This window comes from Clostridium sp. 7_2_43FAA, assembly GCF_000158375.2.
Taxonomy (GTDB): Bacteria; Bacillota; Clostridia; order Clostridiales; family Clostridiaceae; genus Clostridium; species Clostridium tertium.
On record NZ_JH815222.1, the window covers coordinates 2,708,303 to 2,729,769 of the forward strand.

Annotated in this window: 16 protein-coding genes; all 16 read right to left on the bottom strand. The window is 29.7% G+C overall.

Features of this window, described 5'->3' with window-relative positions; all coding sequences use genetic code 11:
• Nucleotides 1-25: 25 nt before the first annotated feature.
• Entirely contained in the window at nt 26-2,011 is a 1,986-nt protein-coding gene (locus CSBG_RS14120; protein WP_008680599.1) for a heparinase II/III family protein, read from the bottom strand.
• Between the two features lie 12 nt (nt 2,012-2,023).
• Nucleotides 2,024-2,296, bottom strand: a complete 273-nt coding sequence (locus CSBG_RS14125; RefSeq protein WP_008680600.1) for a preprotein translocase subunit YajC — start codon at nt 2,294-2,296, stop codon at nt 2,024-2,026.
• A gap of 2 nt (nt 2,297-2,298) precedes the next feature.
• Nucleotides 2,299-2,709 (bottom strand): PTS sugar transporter, encoded by a 411-nt coding sequence (locus CSBG_RS14130; protein ID WP_008680602.1) that lies wholly within the window; start codon nt 2,707-2,709, stop codon nt 2,299-2,301.
• An 11-nt stretch (nt 2,710-2,720) separates the two neighbouring features.
• On the bottom strand, nt 2,721-3,536 hold the full coding sequence (locus CSBG_RS14135) for a PTS system mannose/fructose/sorbose family transporter subunit IID (RefSeq protein WP_008680604.1): 816 nt from the start codon (nt 3,534-3,536) through the stop codon (nt 2,721-2,723).
• Nucleotides 3,526-4,332 (bottom strand): PTS sugar transporter subunit IIC, encoded by an 807-nt coding sequence (locus tag CSBG_RS14140; protein WP_008680606.1) that lies wholly within the window; start codon nt 4,330-4,332, stop codon nt 3,526-3,528. The genes CSBG_RS14135 and CSBG_RS14140 overlap by 11 nt, the downstream gene beginning before the upstream one ends.
• Nucleotides 4,333-4,348: 16 nt before the next feature.
• Nucleotides 4,349-4,849 carry a PTS sugar transporter subunit IIB gene (locus tag CSBG_RS14145; RefSeq protein ID WP_008680607.1) on the bottom strand — a complete coding sequence of 167 codons (501 nt, stop codon included), beginning with the start codon at nt 4,847-4,849 and terminating at the stop codon, nt 4,349-4,351.
• A 38-nt stretch (nt 4,850-4,887) separates the two neighbouring features.
• Nucleotides 4,888-6,075: a glycoside hydrolase family 88 protein gene (locus CSBG_RS14150; protein ID WP_008680608.1), complete on the bottom strand. Its 1,188-nt coding sequence runs from the start codon at nt 6,073-6,075 to the stop codon at nt 4,888-4,890.
• A gap of 31 nt (nt 6,076-6,106) precedes the next feature.
• The gene (locus CSBG_RS14155; RefSeq protein WP_008680609.1) at nt 6,107-6,850 is read right to left on the bottom strand and encodes a GntR family transcriptional regulator; all 744 of its coding nucleotides are present in this window, start codon (nt 6,848-6,850) and stop codon (nt 6,107-6,109) included.
• Nucleotides 6,851-6,941: 91 nt separating this feature from the next.
• Complete coding sequence (locus CSBG_RS14160; RefSeq protein WP_008680610.1) at nt 6,942-7,739, bottom strand: gluconate 5-dehydrogenase; 798 nt, start codon at nt 7,737-7,739, stop codon at nt 6,942-6,944.
• A 20-nt stretch (nt 7,740-7,759) separates the two neighbouring features.
• A complete protein-coding gene (gene kduI / locus CSBG_RS14165; protein WP_008680611.1) occupies nt 7,760-8,590 on the bottom strand; it encodes a 5-dehydro-4-deoxy-D-glucuronate isomerase in 831 nt (276 codons plus the stop codon).
• 149 nt (nt 8,591-8,739) lie between these two features.
• A complete protein-coding gene (locus tag CSBG_RS14170; RefSeq protein ID WP_008680612.1) occupies nt 8,740-9,681 on the bottom strand; it encodes a sugar kinase in 942 nt (313 codons plus the stop codon).
• Nucleotides 9,682-9,747: 66 nt separating this feature from the next.
• A complete protein-coding gene (locus CSBG_RS14175; protein ID WP_008680614.1) occupies nt 9,748-10,368 on the bottom strand; it encodes a bifunctional 4-hydroxy-2-oxoglutarate aldolase/2-dehydro-3-deoxy-phosphogluconate aldolase in 621 nt (206 codons plus the stop codon).
• A gap of 84 nt (nt 10,369-10,452) precedes the next feature.
• Nucleotides 10,453-13,368: a polysaccharide lyase family 8 super-sandwich domain-containing protein gene (locus tag CSBG_RS14180; RefSeq protein WP_008680615.1), complete on the bottom strand. Its 2,916-nt coding sequence runs from the start codon at nt 13,366-13,368 to the stop codon at nt 10,453-10,455.
• 521 nt (nt 13,369-13,889) lie between these two features.
• On the bottom strand, nt 13,890-17,975 hold the full coding sequence (locus CSBG_RS14185) for an immunoglobulin-like domain-containing protein (RefSeq protein WP_008680617.1): 4,086 nt from the start codon (nt 17,973-17,975) through the stop codon (nt 13,890-13,892).
• Nucleotides 17,976-18,177: 202 nt separating this feature from the next.
• Complete coding sequence (locus CSBG_RS14190) at nt 18,178-19,092, bottom strand: dihydrodipicolinate synthase family protein (protein ID WP_008680619.1); 915 nt, start codon at nt 19,090-19,092, stop codon at nt 18,178-18,180.
• A 30-nt stretch (nt 19,093-19,122) separates the two neighbouring features.
• Nucleotides 19,123-21,450: a sialidase domain-containing protein gene (locus tag CSBG_RS14195; RefSeq protein ID WP_008680620.1), complete on the bottom strand. Its 2,328-nt coding sequence runs from the start codon at nt 21,448-21,450 to the stop codon at nt 19,123-19,125.
• Between the last annotated feature and the right edge of the window lie 17 nt (nt 21,451-21,467).

Sequence of the window (21,467 nt, forward strand, 5' to 3'; positions counted from 1 at the left end):
TTTTTACTATGAATTAAAGCTACTTTTATAAAAGTTTAATTCTTTTATTATCCTTATCAAAAATAGTTAACTTACCGAATATTCCTTGACCCTTTTCGCTATAATAGATTTTATTTCCTTTGAATGTATCAAATCCACAATAGAATATTGAAAACTCTTCATCATCCTTTAAACTCTTTACTTCAAATCCGATCATCTTGTCCTTTTCAGCTTGTTCAGATTTACCATTTTGATGAACATATAAAGGTCTTATATTAATAGTATTCTTTTCATAAAAAGCTTCTACCTTAACCCCTCTATCTATAAATGAAGAACTAGATACTAATTTATCATTATTACATAGATGATTGTATTTATTAGAGAAAATACTCTTTGTCTTTACAAAAGGTTCTCCTTCTAAAACATCTACTATAAAGCTCATATTTTCAGATTGAACCACCATTTTTTCTTCTTCATAAATACATCTTGCTGTTGGTTCAATATTATAAATTGAACGCCATTTATGTTCACCAGGATAATCAATTTCCGTAAATACTAATACGACATTCATTTTATTTTCTAAAAAAACTGTTCTTTTTATTGTGTATAAGTTTTTCTTTGAATTTTCAATCTTTTCTTTTTCTGTCATATCAGCCTTCCCTGACCATATTCCTTCTAAGGCTATATAATTTCCTTTTTGATTATAGATACTTCCTATTGGATCTTGAACTTCGTCATATGAAGAATCTCCACTAATCTTAAAATCTTCCTTATCATCAACATCAACAGTATTATGCATCCATTGTTTTTTTAAACCTGTTCTTAGTGGGGAGTCATTTCTATAAGTAAATCTTCCCGGATCCCCTACTATATCAGTCTTATTTAAAGTAATAGTCATACTTCCAAGAGATGCATGTCCATGAGCACTTCCATGTCTACCATTAAATAATGTTATTAAATGATTATTATCCTTATATGCCAAGAATCCACTATCTATTTGTTTAAAACAGCCGTTAACCGAAACATTCTTAGAGTCTATATACTTATTCTCATACATACTTCCAACAAACAAAATTCCCTTCTCATTTTTAGAAGGAGCCTCAGATGATAATCCAAGGCATCTATATATACTATACACATATGAAAAATCAACATTATCACTATCGTTTAAAGAAAGTAATTTTTCATTATGTTTTATATAAAATTGAGATGCAGCAACTAAAGGCTTTAATTTTTCTCTAATATCTAACGGTATATGTTGCTTTGTATATTCAGCATGCATCATTACATATGTTATGCTTAATACAACTTCATGGTGATACATAGGACTTTGTTCCCACTGTATTCCATCTTGATAAAATTGTATATTAAGCTGATCTTCTAACAGGTCCCATGCCCATTTTCTATGTTCTTCATCTACTAAATCAGGGAATAAAATAGATACTGAAAGTACACCTGTAATAAGTAATACGCCCCAATTACTTAACAATTCTTTTGGTTTATAAGCTTCATCTAAAAATTCTAAGTGTATTTTTAATGACTCTTCAAATTTTTCTAACTCTTCATTTGATAACTCTAAATCATTTCCTAAATATATCAGGCTTCTCATCCAATTAGATAATCTTATCCCTGTATCTAGAGTACGCCAGGTATCTTTATTATAATCTGAAGGAATTCCATTATACTTTATAAAACTAAAAAGATATTCCTTCCATTTTTCTAAATACTTTTTATCTTCAGTAAGCCTATATGAAATTGCTAAATCTACCATAAATCCATTACGACTTAGCATAAATATCCATTCCGGGTCCAAATTAGCGGTTTTGTTCCAATCCACTCCATCAAATACATAAGGAACAGATGTTGCTTCCATATCCATAGGATCATTATAAATTATTACGTTACGACAAAGTAAATCGCCTTGAAACTTTGCTCTTTTTATTTCTTTCTTACAATTTTCCCTAACAATCCTTCTCCAATTATCCCCTAAAAAATCATTACTATATTTATTAACTAAATCAAAAGCTATCATAATTTAATATCCTCAACTTCTTCCTATAATACTAGATGGTAGAACTTTTATTATAATACCTTTACTTATTTCAACGGAGTAGCCCCTTTCATTCTTTTCCCTTAACGTTCCAAAAATACCAGAACTCAAAACTACTTTATCTCCGATAATAAGTTCATCAAGAAATTTAGAATGCTTCTCATTATTCTCTCTAATTCCCTTATATTTAAGCATTGATGAGATAATATAATAAACGAAGAATATTATAATAATTAATACTATAAAAATTATTTTTTCGGTACTCATTTTTACATCATCCTATTAGATATTAATACTGTTGTATCTTTACTTTCATTAATGGAGTTTGATAATTCAGATTGAATATCCTCATCTTCTACTTCTCCTAAACAACATTTCATTGCTAAATCTACAACTAAAGCAAGATTAATTCCTGAAATAATATATTGATTTAACTTTGAAGATTCTAAAATTAAACGAGCTGCTATTTGATGAGGTGCTCCACCTGTTAAATCGGCAAGAACTATAACCTTATCATTGTTATCTAATATTTCCTTTAATTTGTTTTCAAAACCTTCATGAGTTTCATTTGCATCTAAATCAAGTCCAATAATATTTTCATTTTCTCCAACTAATAAAGATACTGATGATAAAACTCCACTTGGAAAATTACCATGTCCTACAACCACTAATTTATACATTTAAAGTCCCCCTATACTAGAATTCCGAAATATGAAAGTCCTATACCTAATACAAATAGTAAAGCTAATAATTTATATGTTGACCATTTATATTTCTTTACTAATGTAAATACAGCAATAGTAATAACTGCAGGTAACATATTTGGAAGTATTTTATCTAAAATTGTTTGAATAGAAACTATTTGTTCCTCTCCTGAAGCAAGAGTAGTAGCATATTGAATACCTATCTTTGCTTTTACAAATGTAACTGCTAAAGCTGAAATTACAGTAACACCTATTATATTTGCTGCATTAGAAATTTGACCAATCTTTTCACTTAAAGTAGCAATTACATTAGTTCCAAGTTTATATCCTAAATGTCCCATTAATAACTTAATTGCTAGTAATGAAACAATCATAGTTATCCAGAAAGCCATTGGAGCAAAAGATAAACCATCCATAGCTAAACCAGCAAAAATAGTTGAGAATAATGGTGCTAAACCAAATTGTGCTATTGAATCCCCTATTCCCGCTAAAGGTCCCATCAAAGCCATCTTTATGCTACGAGTATCTTCAATCTCTTCACCATGGTCACACATTGCTAAATGCATACTAGTTATAAATGGTAACATATGAGGATTAGTATTATAGAATTCAATATTTTCCATTGAAACTTCTTTTAGTTTTTCTGGATCATTTTTATAAATTTTCTTTAATGCTGGAAAAATTACAAATAAATATCCTGTTCCTTGATATGAGTTATAGTTAAATCCATTTTGTAAATAATAAGATCTTAAAGTAACGTTTAAATAATCCTTTGCTGTTAATACTGGCTTTTTAGATTCCATTTGAAAAATCCTCCTCTTCTACAACCACATTTGAAGCACTAGATGCTTGAACCTCTACATTCTTTGTGTTTAAGTTATACATTATTATTGCAAATACTGCTCCAACTAACGCAGTAGCCATAGTTGGTAATGCTAAATATGAAACACAAATATAACCTAATAAAACATATGGAATATATTCCTTCTTAAGCATAACTGACATTATCATAGCAAATCCTATTGCAGGGATAAGACCACCGGCAACTGAGAATCCTTTAATTAACCATTGTGGTAATACATCTACAAATGCTTGTAATGCTGGTAAACTTACAGCTGAAGCAAAACCTACAATAAATCCAACAACTAAGAAACCTATAAATGTAGCATTAGCAACTAACTTATACTTTTCATATTTGCCTTCAGCTATTAATTTCTTAGAAGTTTCTGTTGTTCCTGAAAAAGCAGTATATACAGCAGTAGTAAGTAATTGGAATAATACAGCAAATGGGAATGATAAAGATAATGCTGATTCAGGAGTAACTCCTTGATTCTTTAAAGTAATAGCCATTATTGTTCCAACGATTCCAGGTCCTAATTGGTTTGGAGGAACTGTACCACCAGCACCAACTCCAAATCCCATAAATGCTAATTCAGCTAATGCACCAAATGTTAGTGCTGTAGGAATATCCCCTAATACAAGTCCAACTAAAAATGACATAACAATTGAACGATTTGTATAAATACCTAATAATTGTCCTGCATAACAAAATGCAGTAATTAAGCCTATTAAAATTGCCTGAGTTAATGATATATCCATTTTTATTCCTCCCTTTTTATTCTAATACCTTATTTAATACTTCTATTGTTTGAACACCATCATTTGATACAGGTGATGTCTTAGTATTAAATTCAACATTATATTTATCTCTTAATTTACGTAAAGCTTCTTTGTCTTCTTCACCTAAGTAAATGAATTGAGAAACCTTTTCTTTACCTGCAGTAGCATGTATATTACCTACATTTAATTTTTCAATAGGAAACCCACCTTCTGCTAATCTTAATGCATCCTTACAATCCTTTACAACAACGAATATATTTTGATGCGGAGCAGCCTTCCAAATTACTTCGTTAGTTCTATCGATTGTCCAAAAACGTACAGCAACTTCTTTAGGAATAACTGTTTTCATTAATGTTTGTTGTATTGCATCTGTTGATACCTTATCATTTGCAACAATAACTAAATTCACTCCTAAACTTTTAATCCATAATTGGCCTTGTCCATGTATTAATCTTTCATCAATACGAACCATTTTTATATTTGGTTTATTTTCCATAATAAACTCCCCCATTTAATAAATTATTATATTATTTTTTACCAATACATTTTCCAATCCTTGTAGAATCTAATTAAGGCTTCCATATAAAAATAGTCCCCCCAGATATTACCTTCATTTACACCTTTACCTGAATGCCAAGAATAAACTCCATGATTTATTAATGCTGTAGCTCCCTCAGTTAAATCATCAGTGTAATTTTTTATTAAGCTACCTAATATTGAATGTTGTATGTATCTATAAACATTTTTCATTTCATTAGTTTCTGATAAAAACTTATCCATTAAATTAAATCCACAAACTGCTATAGCTGCCGAAGATGAATCTCTTGATTGTCCAGAACCATCATTAAAAATTAAATCCCAATAGCATACATAATCTTCTGGTAATCTATTTATAAAATAATTTGATACTGCTTCAAAAATATCTATATTTTCTTCATTAATATCATAGGAATAATTTAATGCTATTCCATATATTAACCAAGCCTGACCTCTCGCCCAACTAGAATCATCTGAATACCCTTGTCTAGTCTTACCTCCAACAGGCTCTCCAGTGACTGGGTCAAAGTAAAATGTGTGGAATGCAGAAGCATTGTCTCTTACTGCATTTGCAATAGTTGTTTTAAAATGCTTCTTAGCAATTTTACTGTAATTTTCTTCTCCTGTTACCTCTGTAGCCCAATATAATAAAGGTATATTTAAAAGACAATCAACAATTAATCTATAATTATCGCGAGCTCCTAATTCACCCCAAGCTTGAATAAATTCTCCCTTTTCTTGATAACGTTTAATCAAGGCATCCGCAGCCATAATAGCTGCATCATATGCTATCTTGTTTCCTGTTAATTTATAAGCACTAACACATGATGGTATATAAAGAAATCCTAGGTCATGATGACCGACTTCAATATTATTTGCAATTCTGTTATAAAATGATTCAACATTTTTTTCTGCTAATTCTCTGTATTTATTATCTTTTGTATATTCATATGCTAACCATAAAATTCCTGTCCAGAATCCATTGGTCCATTCAGTATTATCCATAATACCATACGCATTATCTTTAGTCGCTGGCGTTGGAAAGTTTTCTCCAAATATTTCTATATTTCTATCTATTTTTTTAATACATTTATCTAATGCTTCTTCAATAGTTTCTTTCGATAAAAAACCACAATTAAAATAACGTTCGCTACGAATCAACGGTTCTTTTATAATACTTCGCATATTTTAAAACTCCTTAATGTCTACTTTTTACTTAGACATTATCTTCAGTTTGAATTTCTATAGAGTAAAATTTATAATGTAAATAGGTTCTTACAAATTCAAATGGTATTTGTGCAGGATAATAAGTAATTCTTTCTGATTTATAAACTGGTATATTTTCATCAATAGCTAAAGCCTCGCATACACTCTTTTCCTTAATTGGAAATTCAACTTTTATTTTTTGCTTCATTGGTAAAGTCATCAAATTTATTCCTAATGATTTATTTAACTCATCAGACAGCCTATCTTTTTCACTTAGACCTTTGTAGTTAAAATTCTTTAAATATTTCTTTGGAATATAGCTATTTTGAAATTGCCACGGAGTATCATTAATAAAACTTACACGACAAAAATGAACTAAAATTTCATTTGACTTAACATTTAATTTTGCGGCAATTTCTTTATCTTCTAATTCTCTAACCAACAACATTTTTTTACTTTCTACGATACTTTGCTCAGAATACTTATTCTTAACCTCTTCAATTATTGGGCTACCTTCATCGAAGAAAGCACGTCTATGCTTAAAATTTTTCCTTACATATGTGCCTTCTCCTTGTTTTCTAATAAGGTATCCACTCAAAACCAAATCTTGAAGAGCTCTAACAACTGTTGTACTACTTACGTTGTATAGTTTTTTTAACTCTCCTTCAGAATAAATTTTATCTCCTGGTTTAAATTTTTTCTCTTCAATCATCTGAATAATGTCTTGTTTTATAATTTCATATTTTGCAATCATAACTCTTAACTCCTTAATAATATAACATGTTAATATAATATATCATATTATATCGGCATTCAAGTTTACATAATTATAATTTCTGTTTTCTTTATGCTTCTGGTTGCTTTCCTATAGAAGCAAGTATTCCTCCATCTACATATAGTATATGTCCATTTACAAAGTTAGAAGCATCCGATGCTAGGAATACTGTAGGTCCAATTAAATCATCTGTATTTCCCCAACGAGCCGCTGGTGTTTTAGAAATAATGAAATCATTAAATGGATTTCCTTCAACTCTTAGCGGTGCTGTTTGTGGTGTTTCAATATATCCAGGTCCTATACCATTACATTGAATGTTATTTTCACCATATTCTGCACATATATTTCTTGTCAGCATTTTCAATCCACCTTTTGCTGATGCATATGCACTAACAGTTTCACGACCTAACTCACTCATCATGGAACATATATTAATTATCTTTCCATGACCTTTTTTAATCATAGATGGTATTACTGCTTTAGAAACAATAAATGGTGCATTTAAATCTACATCTATAACTTTTCTAAAGTCAGCTGCTGACATTTCAATCATTGGAATTCTTTTGATTATTCCAGCATTATTAACTAAGATATCAATAACTCCAACTTCTTCTTCTATTCTTTTAACTAAAGCTTGTACAGCATCTTCATCAGTTACATCGCATACATATCCTTTTGCTTCTATTCCATCTGCCTTATATGCTGCTAATCCTTTATCAACTAGTTCTTGATTTATATCATTAAAAACTATTTTAGCGCCTGCTTTTGATAAACCTGATGCAATTGCATATCCTATTCCATAAGATGCTCCAGTTACTAAAGCTATCTTTCCTTTTAATGAGAAATTATCTAACTTAAAATCATTCATTAAACTTAATCCTCCTCGTTTTATTTTAAATCATCCATAGAAACCATATCCATATCATCATATGTTATGTTTTCTCCACACATTGCCCATATGAATGTATAATTGCTTGTACCTACTCCTGAATGTATTGACCAACTTGGGGAGATAACAGCTTCTTCATTTCCTACTACAATATGTTTAGTTTCATCTGGTTTTCCCATTAGGTGGAAAACTTTTGTGTCTTCATTCATATCGAAATATAAATATGTTTCCATACGTCTTTCATGAGTATGACATGGCATTGTATTCCATGCGCTACCTTCTTCAAGAATTGTATATCCCATTTGTAATTGACAACTTTCACATATATTTGGATGAATGTATTGGAATATTTTTCTCTTATTTAATGTTTTACCTTCACCAACGACCCTTGGCGTGATGTTATCTATAGCTATTTTCACATTTGGATATTTATGGTGTGCAGGTGTTGATACAACATAAAACTTTGCTAAATTATTTAAATCATTAGATTTAAATATTACTTGCTTTGTTTCCTTTCCAATATAATATCCATCTTGTTTTTTCATTTCTTCTTCTTTTCCATCAATGATAATTGTTCCAGGACCACCTATATTAATAATCCCAAGTTCACGACGTTCTAAGAAATAATCTACTCCAAGCTCTTTTGAAAGAACTATTTCCAAAGGTTTGTCCTCAGGTGTTACGCCTCCAAATATTTGACGATCGTAATGTAAATAAGTTAAGCAAACTTTACCAGGTACAAATATTCTTTGTTGTAAAAATTCACTACGTAATTCCTCTGTTGAATAATGCTCTATATCCTTAGGGCTATGTGCATATCTAGTTTCCATCTAAAACACTCCTTTCTTCGTGTTAACCAGTTAACACATTAAGATGTTAATATTATATTACTACCATTTGTAACCGTAGTCAATAAGTTTCTGAAAACTTTCTCAAATAAAAAAAAAGGAGATATCAAATCTCCCTTTTTCTCATTTATTTATATTCTTTTTTCTATAAATTTTTTCAACTCGTCCTGTGTAGGTAAACCTTCATTATCACTAGAGTATGTAACTTGAATCGCACCAATTGCATTCCCTCTTATTGCACACTCTCTAATTGACAATCCTTCTAATTTTCCACTTAACACTCCTGCCGCAAAGCCATCTCCTGCCCCTACGGTATCTACTACTTTTTCAACTTTAAATCCAGGTTGTTCAAAGCTCTCATTTCCACTTCTAATATAAGCTCCCTTGCTACCATTTTTAATAATAACTTCCTTGATGCCAAGATTTTGATAAAAATCAGCTATTTTTTCTACATCTCCACTTCCAGTTAATACCAACCCTTCTGCTACACCTGGCAATATTAAATCACATTTTTTTGCTAAATCATTTATAACACTAACCATAACTTCTTCACTTTCCCATAAAGCCGGCCTTAAATTCGGATCAAAGGTTATATAAACCCCTTTTTCTTTTGCTCTTTCCATCAAACGATATGTAGCTTCCCTGCAACTTAATGATAATGCAGGGGGAATTCCAGTTACATGAAGAAGTTCAACTCCATCAAAACTTACCTTATCAATATCTTCTGAAGTAATGTTTGAAAATGCCGATCCTTTTCTGTAATATGCTGTTACAGGATCTCCATTTGAAACTTTACTTTTAAACATCAGTCCTGTTTTATTTAAGGTGTCAAAAGTTATAAACTCTGTCCCTATTTTCTCTTTATTAATAAACTTTTTAATATATAAACCTAATGGATCATCTCCCAATCTTGTGATATATGAAGCTGTATGCCCTAACCTTACAAGACCTGTACAAACATTAAGTTCTGCACCTGCTACTGATTTTTCAAATAAATTTACACTCTCTAAGTCTCCTTCTACTTTAGCTGTAAAAAGTGCCATTGGTTCTCCAAATAATAGTACTTTACTCATATTATAATTTTCTCCCTAATATCCTTAATAATATAAACTATATTATTAATTTTTTCTCTTAAATTTTTATTTAGTAGCTTGTATTAACTTTTCGCAACGTTCTTTTAATATATCAAGATTAGATGCATTTATTCCTTTAGTTAAATATCCACCAAATCCTGTAGCATATGCACCATTTTTAAACCACTCTTTTACGTTCATATCATCAACTCCACCAGTTGGCATCATTTCAATGAATGGCATTGGTGCTTTAATTCCCTTAATCATTTTCATTGAAATACAATCTCCTGGAAATAATTTAACAACATCACTACCAGCTAAATATGAATTATAAACTTCTGTAGGCGTTGCAGCTCCCATTGAACAAAATATATCTTTTTCTCTACAATACGCTCCTACTTCCTCTACAATACAAGGAGATACTATAAAGTCTGCTCCATTATCTATTGCAAGTTTTGCTTGTTCCTTAGATAATACTGTTCCTGCTCCTATAAGTGCATTTGAAAATTCTTTTTTTAAATCACAAATTAATTTTTCTGCCTTTGGAAGACTAAATGTAATTTCTAACGATGTAATTCCAGATTCTACAAGAGTTTTACAAATAAGCTTTGCTTCATCTATATCATTCCCCCTAATTACTGCAATTAATTGTCCCTTCATTAATTCTTTTACTTCTTTCTTATTCATATATTCATATCCTCCATTTATATTTTTTTATAAAATCCAAAATATATCTATTAGTATTATTTTGTATTTTTCACAGTTTTAAATTTATTTTTTTCTTTTTTTAAACATTGATGCTCCTAATAATGTTAGTACTCCACCTATTCCTACTAAGGTAGTTCCACCTATAATGGCTCCAGTATTAGGTAAATTTATTGAATTATTTTCGTCATTTGAATTACTTGAACCTTCTTTTTTCGCATCTACTATTACAGTAAATTCCTTTTCTGCTTTAGCACCCTTGCTATCAGTAACTTCAAATACTACTTTATACTCTCCCTTTTCAACAGCTTTAAAGCTATCATCTAACTTAATATTATTTTCTTTAATCTTAATAGCTTCACTTAAATCCCCGTCTTCTTTATCTGATGCCATTATTTTGTGAAGACTTTTATCCCATGTATCTCCAATATATAGTTTTACATCTTCTCCATAAATTATAGGAGCTTCATTTATAACTTCTGCCTCTACTTCATCCTCATTTAAAGGTTCTCCTAACTCTACTGTTAATTCAAAACTTGCACCCATTGCACCAGAAGTATTTACATCAAAGGCTATCTTTTTATCATTTAAACTTACATTCGAAATTTGGCTATCTGATTTTACTAATTTAGTTGCTGATTTTGCAATTTCTATTGATAGGCTTTCTCCTTCAAATGTTGGATCAGAAACTGATATTGTTAATGTATTATCATCATTTTCTTTTATCATAACTGATGCTTTTCCTGATGATGTTATAGAGCCTGATGTATTTTTACCATCTATCCAAAAGTTTGCACCTTCCATCTTTAATTTCGTATGCTTAACTCCGTGAGCAATCTCATCATTTTTTACTATTTGAATATTTGAATTATTAGCATAATCCTCTACTTCTTCTGATGATTTATTAGGCAATAATATATAACTATATCCTTTATTTTCTATATTAGCACCATGGTCTATATACATAGTTAAATAGTTGTTTGTAACTGTTTTATCTGCTGCTGAATTGGAAGCATTTATATTAAACCAATTGCCTTCTCTATTATCTCTTAATAAATTTATATCAGCTCCATTTGGGAAGTAATACCCAATACCTGTCCCATCTACATTTCCTTCTAAATATGCCCATTCTGCATTTTTAACATTATCATTATCTCCTAGGGATTGTACCTTTTCTTCTCCATCAACAATAAGTTTATTACTTCCATCTTTTCTTATTTTTCTATTTTCAACTATTGTTTCTGTATTGAATTCTTCCGGATTAGTTATTCCTGAACCTAATGCAACAATCTCATCATCAAACATAAACCAAGATTTATTTGCTTTCAAAGAGTCATACTTATTATCTATTTGCATACCTGATACACCATAGTTACCTAGTTTAGTTCCACCAGACCAACTACTATTTCCTAGTTCATAATAAACTTCATCTTGTAGCGGTGAACCTGCATCTATATCTGGAAGAATCTCTTTATCTGCTCTCTTTCTCGTATCAATTGTTGTTCCTGGCATTCTATATGGATCTATTGTTGACCAAAAGTCATCTGAGAATTGAGTTAAATCATCATTATAAAGATAAGTCATCCCATCTCCTTGAAACCAAGGTTTTAAATTTTCCTTGTTCATAAATTCATATTTACTTATTCTGCTTGAGCTTCTTGAAATAGCTAATGCATACCCCTCTCTTTCATGAACAGTCTTATCCATCATATTTAGAGAATAGTGAGCTGCACCTTGTAATGATTGAGTAATAACTTCATCATTCATCATTTCATAGTATTTATCTATTACATTTATTGATTTAAACTTCTCTCCAAAATCTATTACATCATCTGCTTCAATAGCCCATTGCTTTACTAATGCTTGTATTTTGTTTGCCATATCTTCATCCGAAATCATTGATATTTTAATCATGCCTTCAATAATTCCAGCTGCTTGGATATATCCATTTCCGTTATATCTAGATATAGACCTTCCTCTAACCATATCCATAACATAGCCTTTATATATAATCGGATCAAAACTTTCAAATATCCAATTATATATATTATTTTTACTTTCAGCCTCAATTTTCCATGGAGTCCCCTCTAGTAAAAACATTACATTTGATATTTTATCTATAAGAACGTTTCCATATGACCCAGTATAGGCAACAATTCCATGTTGAACATAAGAACCATCTGGATAAAATCCATCTCCACTAGTTACATAGTCAAAAACACCTGATATATCTTCTGAGGCTTCTTTTATTTTTTCTGGATCCCTTTCATTAACACCTTGAAGTAATTTATTTAAACATACATCTGCTAAATTAGCTCCAGTATGATATTTGCTTCCTGGTTCAATACTCGGTAAAAATTTTTGTATTGCATCCATATATCTAGTTATTTGATCTTCAGTTAAGTCATCATACATCAACACAACAACATTATTTAATCTAGCAGGTACTCCGATCATCCAGTCCCACCAGTTTCCGTATTGTTCTATTTCACTATTATAGGCATTTTTATTTATCCATTCTAATGCATAAATTATATTATCTTTCAACTTCTCATTTTTATAATAAGTATCATTAGGTAAACTATAAGCCATAGACATTGACACAATATTATTAAACATTGATGTTATTCTAGCTGGATTATCTTTGTAATCTTTTAAATTTTCCCATAAGTAATCATTATTTTCATCTAAATTCATGGATTCTAAATATGTTTTGGTTTGTTTTACATATCCCGCTATCTTCTTAGCTATAGTTTCATTATTTACATCAATTAATTCACCACCAATTAAATCTTCCTTGCATTTTCGCCTAATAGATTCAATTATACCCTCTACATCTCCATTTTCCATATTAACTATACCGCTTGTACTAATTTTAGTTGTTTCTGCATTTACGACATTAGTTAGTGCACTGCTAACAATTACGGTTCCTACTAATGTTGATGCAATTATTTTTTTTGTTGTTTCCTTACTTTTTCTCATAAAATACATCCCCTTCATAATATTTAACTAAACGCTAAACTTAATAAATTATCTCTAATTAATAGGTTAACATATTAACATTATACGTTTCTTTGGTATTTACTGTCAATGCCTGATTGTTACTTATATATAAAAGTAGCCTTAGTAGAATAATCTTAAATATTCTACTAAGGGCCTTTATATTTTTTAATGCTTAATTTATCTATAACTATATCCTGTTTCTATTGTACTTGAATGTATTTTTTATTCTTTACTAATTTAATCAACCTTAAGTAATATCCTTTTGCTCCAAAGTTTCTATTATTAAATTTATATTTTAAATTTTAATATCCTTCTTCTGATATGTACCAAAGCTATAATCTCTTTTGAATCCCACATCTAACACTGAGTATTCTAAATACAAAAATATGGAATAGTAACTTCTTAACTATTCCATATTTATAGTTTTCGTAATTATAATTCTATAAGATTAACAATTAATATCATTATCTAAATAAATATTACAATTGAAGATATTTTTATTATTTTCTATATCTTAATACCTTTTTCTTTGCTAAGGCAAATCCACCTACAATTAATGATAATGCTATTACAGCAAGAGAAATTGCAGATTCATTTCCTGTTTGTGGTAAGCTAGAATCATTTTGTTCTATATTATCATCTTCTATAGTATCTTCACCTACATAATCATTATTATCGTTACTATTGTTGTTTCCGTTATTGCTGCTATTATCTTGATCTACTATATCATTATCATCTTCAGTAGTAGAACTTCCTATTTTCCTTACTGTTATAACTCTTGATACTGTTTCTGTATTACCAGAATTATCAGCTACTGTATAGGTTATTGTGTAATCTCCTTCTTTAAATATATCAACAGTACCTGATACAACTACTTTAGAAGTTAAATCACCATCCCTATCATCTTTTGCAATAACTCCATCCATAGGATTAAATTCAGTTCCTAATGCAACTATATTATTTTCTGGCAATGTTATAACAGGTTTTACAATATCCTTGTCTACAGTAAAGTAATTTACATTTGTTCTTGAACGTCCACCAAATTCATCTGTAACTTCTGCATACCATCCATACATACCATTTTCTGCATTTTCTAATGTATAAGAAATTTCAGTATCATTTGTTACATTATTCACTGTACCAATAACTTCATCAGTATATACATTTACATCCAGGTCAGTTGTTTCGATGGTCTTTTGTTTTGGCTCAATCCCTAAATCTTCAAAGGAAATTTCAAAATCTTCTTCTCCTAAAATAGTATCTCCACCTGCAACTGTATCCTTTGCATTATAATCATCTAGTGAAGGAGAATAAGTTTTAAATAAAACCTTCTTACCATCTAAATCAAAATGCATCAATCTTAAATAACCCATACCACCTTCTGGTAGTCCTTGATAGTCAAATAACATTTGATAAACTTTTCTATCATTTACTCCATCGCCATCATCATCAAATTCATTTATTACAGTTTGAGCATTATGATAATGACCTGATAAAACCATGCATACATTAGAATTTTTAGAAACTACTTCATTAAGTACTCTTTGTGGTTCTTCACCAAATCCTCCACTTGCAAGTAGGTATTCATGGAAGTTTAAAATAGCTTTTCTTTCTGGATATTTCTTTAATATATTATTCATCCACTCTATTTCTTCATCACCAATTCCCCAACCTACATACATCATTATAAAATCAATTCCACCTACTGATATTAAATCATAGTGAGCTCTATTATTTTTATAGCTTTCTCCATACCATTTATTATTTATAAATCTATCTTCCCCGAAGTAAGTGCTATAATTAGTATAATCTCCAGCTAAATGACCAACATCATGATTACCAGCTAGTACACCATAAGGCAGTCCTGCTTCATCTAGCTTTTTATAAGCTGCATCTGCATTTTCCCATTGAGAAATCATATCTACATCATCAACAATATCACCATCATGGAATAAATATTGAATATTCATCCTTGAACGATTTGCAAGTAACCAATCATGAATATTTAATTGATGCTCATACTTACCAACAATATTTGTATTATCCGATGTATCTTCATTATAATATTGTGTATCACTTTCAATTGCAAAAGTAAAATCATAAGAATTTCTATCTAAATCATTTTCATTACTTGTTGTAATATTAGTATTTTCTGAAGGAACAGCTGGAGTACCTGCTTCATATTGTGTTGGAGTATATCCTTCTCCATTTTGAACCATAACTTTTACTTTGTTATCTTTCAAATGATCCTTTAATGAAACTGTACCTGTTAATTTTACTTCTTTTTCATTTTGATTCATTTCAGCTTCAACTATATCAAAAGAGCTTGTTGTATAATTATATACATACATATTTGTTTTTAAATTATTTGATTTTCCCTTCCAATCTACTTGGATTGTTGCATTTTCATTAACTTCTCCACTTAATTCAATATCAAATTCTTCATAAGGAAATCCATTGCTAGAATCTTCACTAAATACTTGTCCACTAGCTCCTGAACTTTGGCTAACCCCCTCTGTTTTAGAAATATTATAGTCTCCTAAAACATATCTTTCACCCTTTTTAAAGGAAACAGTCATTATATCATTAGTACTATCAGTTGCTTCTATTTTAAAAGTTGGATCAGAATTTAATATTGCTCCTTGCCCTGGAGTTATTTCAAGTCCTAACTTTGCATTTTCTTCAGGAATAATAAACTTAATTTCCTTATTATGTTCATTATTACAATTATCAACAGCATAAATAGTTAAAGTATGCTCACCTGGGGATAACTCTAAAGCTCTGAAGGTATAAGGTAATTCAATTTTCTTATCATCTAATTTTACCGATAACTCTTTAACTCCTGAAAGGGCATCATTTGAATCTACTATTATTTCATTTGTTCCTTTATATATTTGATTATCCTTTATATTTGTAGTTATTTCAGGAGCAGTATTATCTACAATAAATTTAACATCTTCACTTTCATTTGATGAAGTTAAACTACCACTTATAGTATGCTCTCCATCACTAAATTTTGTTGTATCTATTTCATATCTTAATGCATTAAAAGATTCATCACTTGGTGTAAATTTAGCTTCTAAGATTTCAATTTTTCCGCCTGAATCTCCCATTTTAATAACTTTTTCAGGATTTTCAAATCCTTCTGGACGTAATATACTTCCATCAGGTAATACTAATCTGATATTTCTAACTACAAAGTCATCATTATTTTCCCAGTTATGCTCTAATGCATTTGCTTTATTACCAGCATGAATATCAATTTGAATTTTTTCTCCCTTAGTCAAATAAATAGGATCTACATCATACGCAACTGTATCCCAATTATCATAAGTTCCTTCATTAAATATTCCAAGAACAGTATTTCCAATTGCAACTGCATTTTTAAAGAAAGTATCTGTATCCTTAATATCAAAAACTATCTTAGCATTATTTTCTATAGATTCTACTGTTTCAGAAGTTTTATCTACTCCATCAATTAATAACTTATCACCTGTTGTAATTAAATTATCTGTTCCAGATATATATTCATTTTCACTTATGTTAAATCTAATAGCTGATGTATCAACTTCTGCATTGGTAGTTTTTTCTATAGGAGTTTTTATCGTTGTAAAACCATCACTAACTTCAAAATAATATTCATAATAAGCTTTTCCAATTAAATCATATTTAGAAATTGTCTTTGAAAATATATCTCCATCTTCTTTTAATAAGTTATATGTTTCATATTTACTCATCTTATCATTTTTATAACTTAATTTAACTGTTTTGATATTAGTTTCATCAGATTTTGCTTTTACTTTAAATACTACTTCCTCTTCATTTGTAAAGTTTTCTGCTGTCATATTTTCTACTATAGGTTTATTCACCGGAGAATTGGAATTAGATTGCACGGGTTTATCCTCTTCTTTTACAGTCCCTGGATCTGGCACAGCTTTATTACTTGTCATAACACTTTCATTAGTATTTTCATCATAAAGATACTTTATAGATTTATCTTCCGCTGTATCTTTTATGCCATTCATATTATAAGAAACAAAATCTACTTCTTCCTTTATATTAGTAGTAAGTCTAAGCGCTCTTGCACCACTATTAGCCATCCCAGCACTATATACCTCAAATAAATTTACATTCATTTCTAATTGACTATTAAAATGATTATTAAAATCAGCAGCTGTTAAAGTGTCATTACTTCCATTCTTAATCCAAAAAACAATAGCCTCTCCACTTTTAACATTAATATCTTCATTAATATCCACCCATAATACATCACTTGAATCACCCTTATCTGGATAGTTGTAATATATCTTATAATCCTTTAAATTGACCTCTCTATTTGAGTTATTGTAAACCTCTATAAATTCATAAGCATCTGCTCCATCGATATTTTTAGAATCTGGTAATATTTCTGTAATTAATAATTCTGGTATTTGAGCTTTATCCACTTTAATATTTTCTTGAGTAGTATCAGCTTTTAGCAATAATGTTTTTGTGCTTAACGCCATAGTTTCTAAAGGTCTTGTACAAATTAAAGCAGTTAATCCTAAAATAAATAATTTGCTTTTGTATAGTTTTTTCTTAGCCATGATATCCTCCCCTTAATAAAACTTTTCTTAATTTTAAAATTACATCTGATTGGAGTATATCATGTGGAAAATTTAGTTAATATCATAGTTTTGTAAAATAAAGTAAAGCTTTTTTAACTATTATTATATTTATTTAACAAATCTAATTATTATTAAAAACCTATTTAAATCCTATATTTATAATAAAGAATATTATTTAAAGCTAATCTAAGCTTCCTATAGCATCATCTATTAACTTACTACATATTTTAATTTTATTTTTATCAGATTCTACTATTGAACTAAGAGGTTTTCTTACTCCTCCAATATTAATTCCCTTTTCTTTTAATATTTCTTTCATTACTCCATAAAGATTTCCATGACAAGAGCACATCTCATATATAATTCTATTAATCTTATATTGAATATCTTGAGCTTTTTTTAAATCACCTTCCCCTAAAGCTTTGTCAGCTGCAAGAAACAATTCTGGCATAACTGCATAAGTTCCGCCAATACCTCCATCTGCTCCCATTATACATCCAGCAACAAATTGCTCATCTGGTCCATTAAATACAACGCTTTCATCACCAGATATATCCTTAAACATTTGAATATCTTGTACTGGCATTGAAGAATTCTTTACACCAATTACTCTTGGATTTTTAAGCATTTGCTTATATAAATTAATTCCTAAACCAACTCCCGCTAATTGTGGAATATTATATATAATAAAATCAGTATTTGGTGCAGCATTACTTATATCATTCCAATATTCAGCAATTGAATAATCAGGTAAATGGAAGTAAATTGGGGGAATAGATGCTATAGCATCTACCCCTATACTTTCTGCATGTTCTGCAAGTTCTTCACTATCTCTAGTATTGTTGCATCCTACATGAGCTATTATAGTAATTTTTCCTTTTGCAACTTTCATTACATTTTCTAATGTTATTTTTCTTTCTTCTTTACTTTGATATATACATTCCCCTGAAGATCCACAAACGTAAAGGCCTTTTACTCCTTTATCTATTAAGTATTGAGTAAACATCTGTGTACGTTCTGGACTTATTTTTCCCTCATCATCATAACAAGCATAAAAAGCTGGTATTATACCTTTATACTTTTCTAAATTTCTCATAAATCTTCTCCTTAATATTTTCTACTAATCTTAGTTAGATATAGGTTGCTTTAACTCATTAATTGAAAATGTTTCATATTTTAATATATTTTTAAGATGCAATTCATTACGAGACCAAGAGTCATACTTCTCATATAGTAATCCAATATCTCTATTAGGTAATTCTGTAAGACAAGAATATGAATATCCCATATTTGAACTATCTACTGAATAACAATATTTCCATTCAATAGAATATTTATTTATTCCTGAAGCACCTGTATCATTAATTAAACCTATCCATATCTTTCCATTTCTACGTGCACTACTTGAATCTGGTGCTGATAGAATAATAGCTTCTTTTCCATCAATCAGCCCTGAATAATTAATAACTGATAGTTGAGTTCCATATGAAGTAGTATGCATATTAGGTACAGTTACTCTATCGCTCCAAGTTTCTCCTCCATTGATACTTGTGACTTCTGCTATAACTCCAGACCCAGTACGCAAATATGATTTAAGAGATCCATCAGGCATTTCAACAATTTGTGCTTCTGCTGTAGATCCGGTGTTCCTATTGTCTGCTGCTACATAATTCCAAGTTTGTCCATGATCATCACTATACATAAAGCCAAGCTCAGCATATGAACTTGAATATAGTGGTACAATTAATCTTCCTTTATACTGTCCCTTTGAAATTTGTTTTCCAACACCTGGTCCTAAAACTAAGAATTTAGAATTTTCCGGTTTAAAGCTACTTACAATGTTCAAATTAGACCAAGTTTCTCCTTCATCATCGCTATACTTCATTGCTAAATATGTTGTTGGAAATACTTTAAATAGAGAATCTTTATAAAATACGTTCATGTTAACATCAACATTTGTGGCTGTCTCCAATAGAGTTGTACCACTAAAATTATAGTCATATTGTTTACATAATAATGCGATTCCATTTTTATACAAATTATAATCTCCATCAATTTTATACTCTGTAGGTAAGTTAGTTACATCATTATATATTACCCCATTTTCACGGATGGAATAATTATAAGTTGAACTTCCATCTTGGTGCCATCTTAACTTCATATATTTCTTACCAGCAATATCCTTATATCCTGATCCCGTTGATGCATTAGAACTTCCTATTCCAGCAGGCATAGCATCTGCAAAAATAAACAATCTCTTTGTTTCCTTATCTTCTAATAATACTGGATCAATAAAAGATGCACTTCCTTGAATTTGAACATTTTTTCCTATAGAATCACGTGGCCAATCAATATTTTTTGCAACATAATCATTAAATTGTAATGGTATTGTTGGATTTTTCCATGTTATACCTCCATCTAGACTCTTTGAAAATGCAATATCTATATTACTTTTAGAGTCATGTGTTCCACCATATCTTGCATCAGCAGCTGATACAACAGTTCCTGAACTTAAAGATAATAATGATGGTATTCTAAAATAATTAGATTTAGTGCTATCACCAGCATAAAAAATGTTTTTCCCATATGTTGTTGCTCCAGTTTCTGCCTTAAGGGCCTCATCAGTTAAAATTTCATTATAAATTTTCACATTTCCAATTGTTCCTCCGAATGGATATGCTATAACTCCATCTCTAACGGTCCCACCTAGCATAACATTATTTACACCTGTAATATCATTTATAAACTTATATACATCGGTATTTAAAGTTGCAAGTAATTCACCATTGGCAAATATTTTATATTGCTTATTGTTTGGATCTGCTTTAAATGCAATTGTGTTAAATACAAGATTATTTTTGTATATTGATCTTACAGCCGCTGGCCTACTTAATGTATATTTTAATACACTATCAGTATTTCTAAGTTCCATTCCCACTTCCCCTGTATTAGTAATATAAATATGGAAATGTCTATCCCTATTCCCGCTAGTATTATTTCCAATGCTTACTAATGACTGTATACTATTATTACTTGTTGATTTATAAGAAACAATTATTGTTCCTTTTTCTAAAGCTTTTACATATTCCGAGCCCATTTCAGAACTCAAGTCATAACCTTTTCCTGCTGTAATATTAATATTACTTTTTTCAATAATTAATCCATTAGGAATAGTTGAATTTGATGTAACTGTAGCCTCTTTAGTAAAATCTACAACCGTTCCACTTAGAGTCTCTATATTTTCTTTTTCTAATATTTTAGTATTTAAATTTTGTACCAAATCAAAAGATTTATTTTCTATATTTTTTATATTTTCTATATTGTTATTTATAAAATATTTTCTTGCTCCATACTCTTCTGTAGTTTGACTTGATACACTATAAGTAGGTAAAGAAGTAATCGCTAATGTTGATAAAGCAATAGTAGATATTGATTTTTTTATTAAACTATACATAATCTTCTCCTCAATTT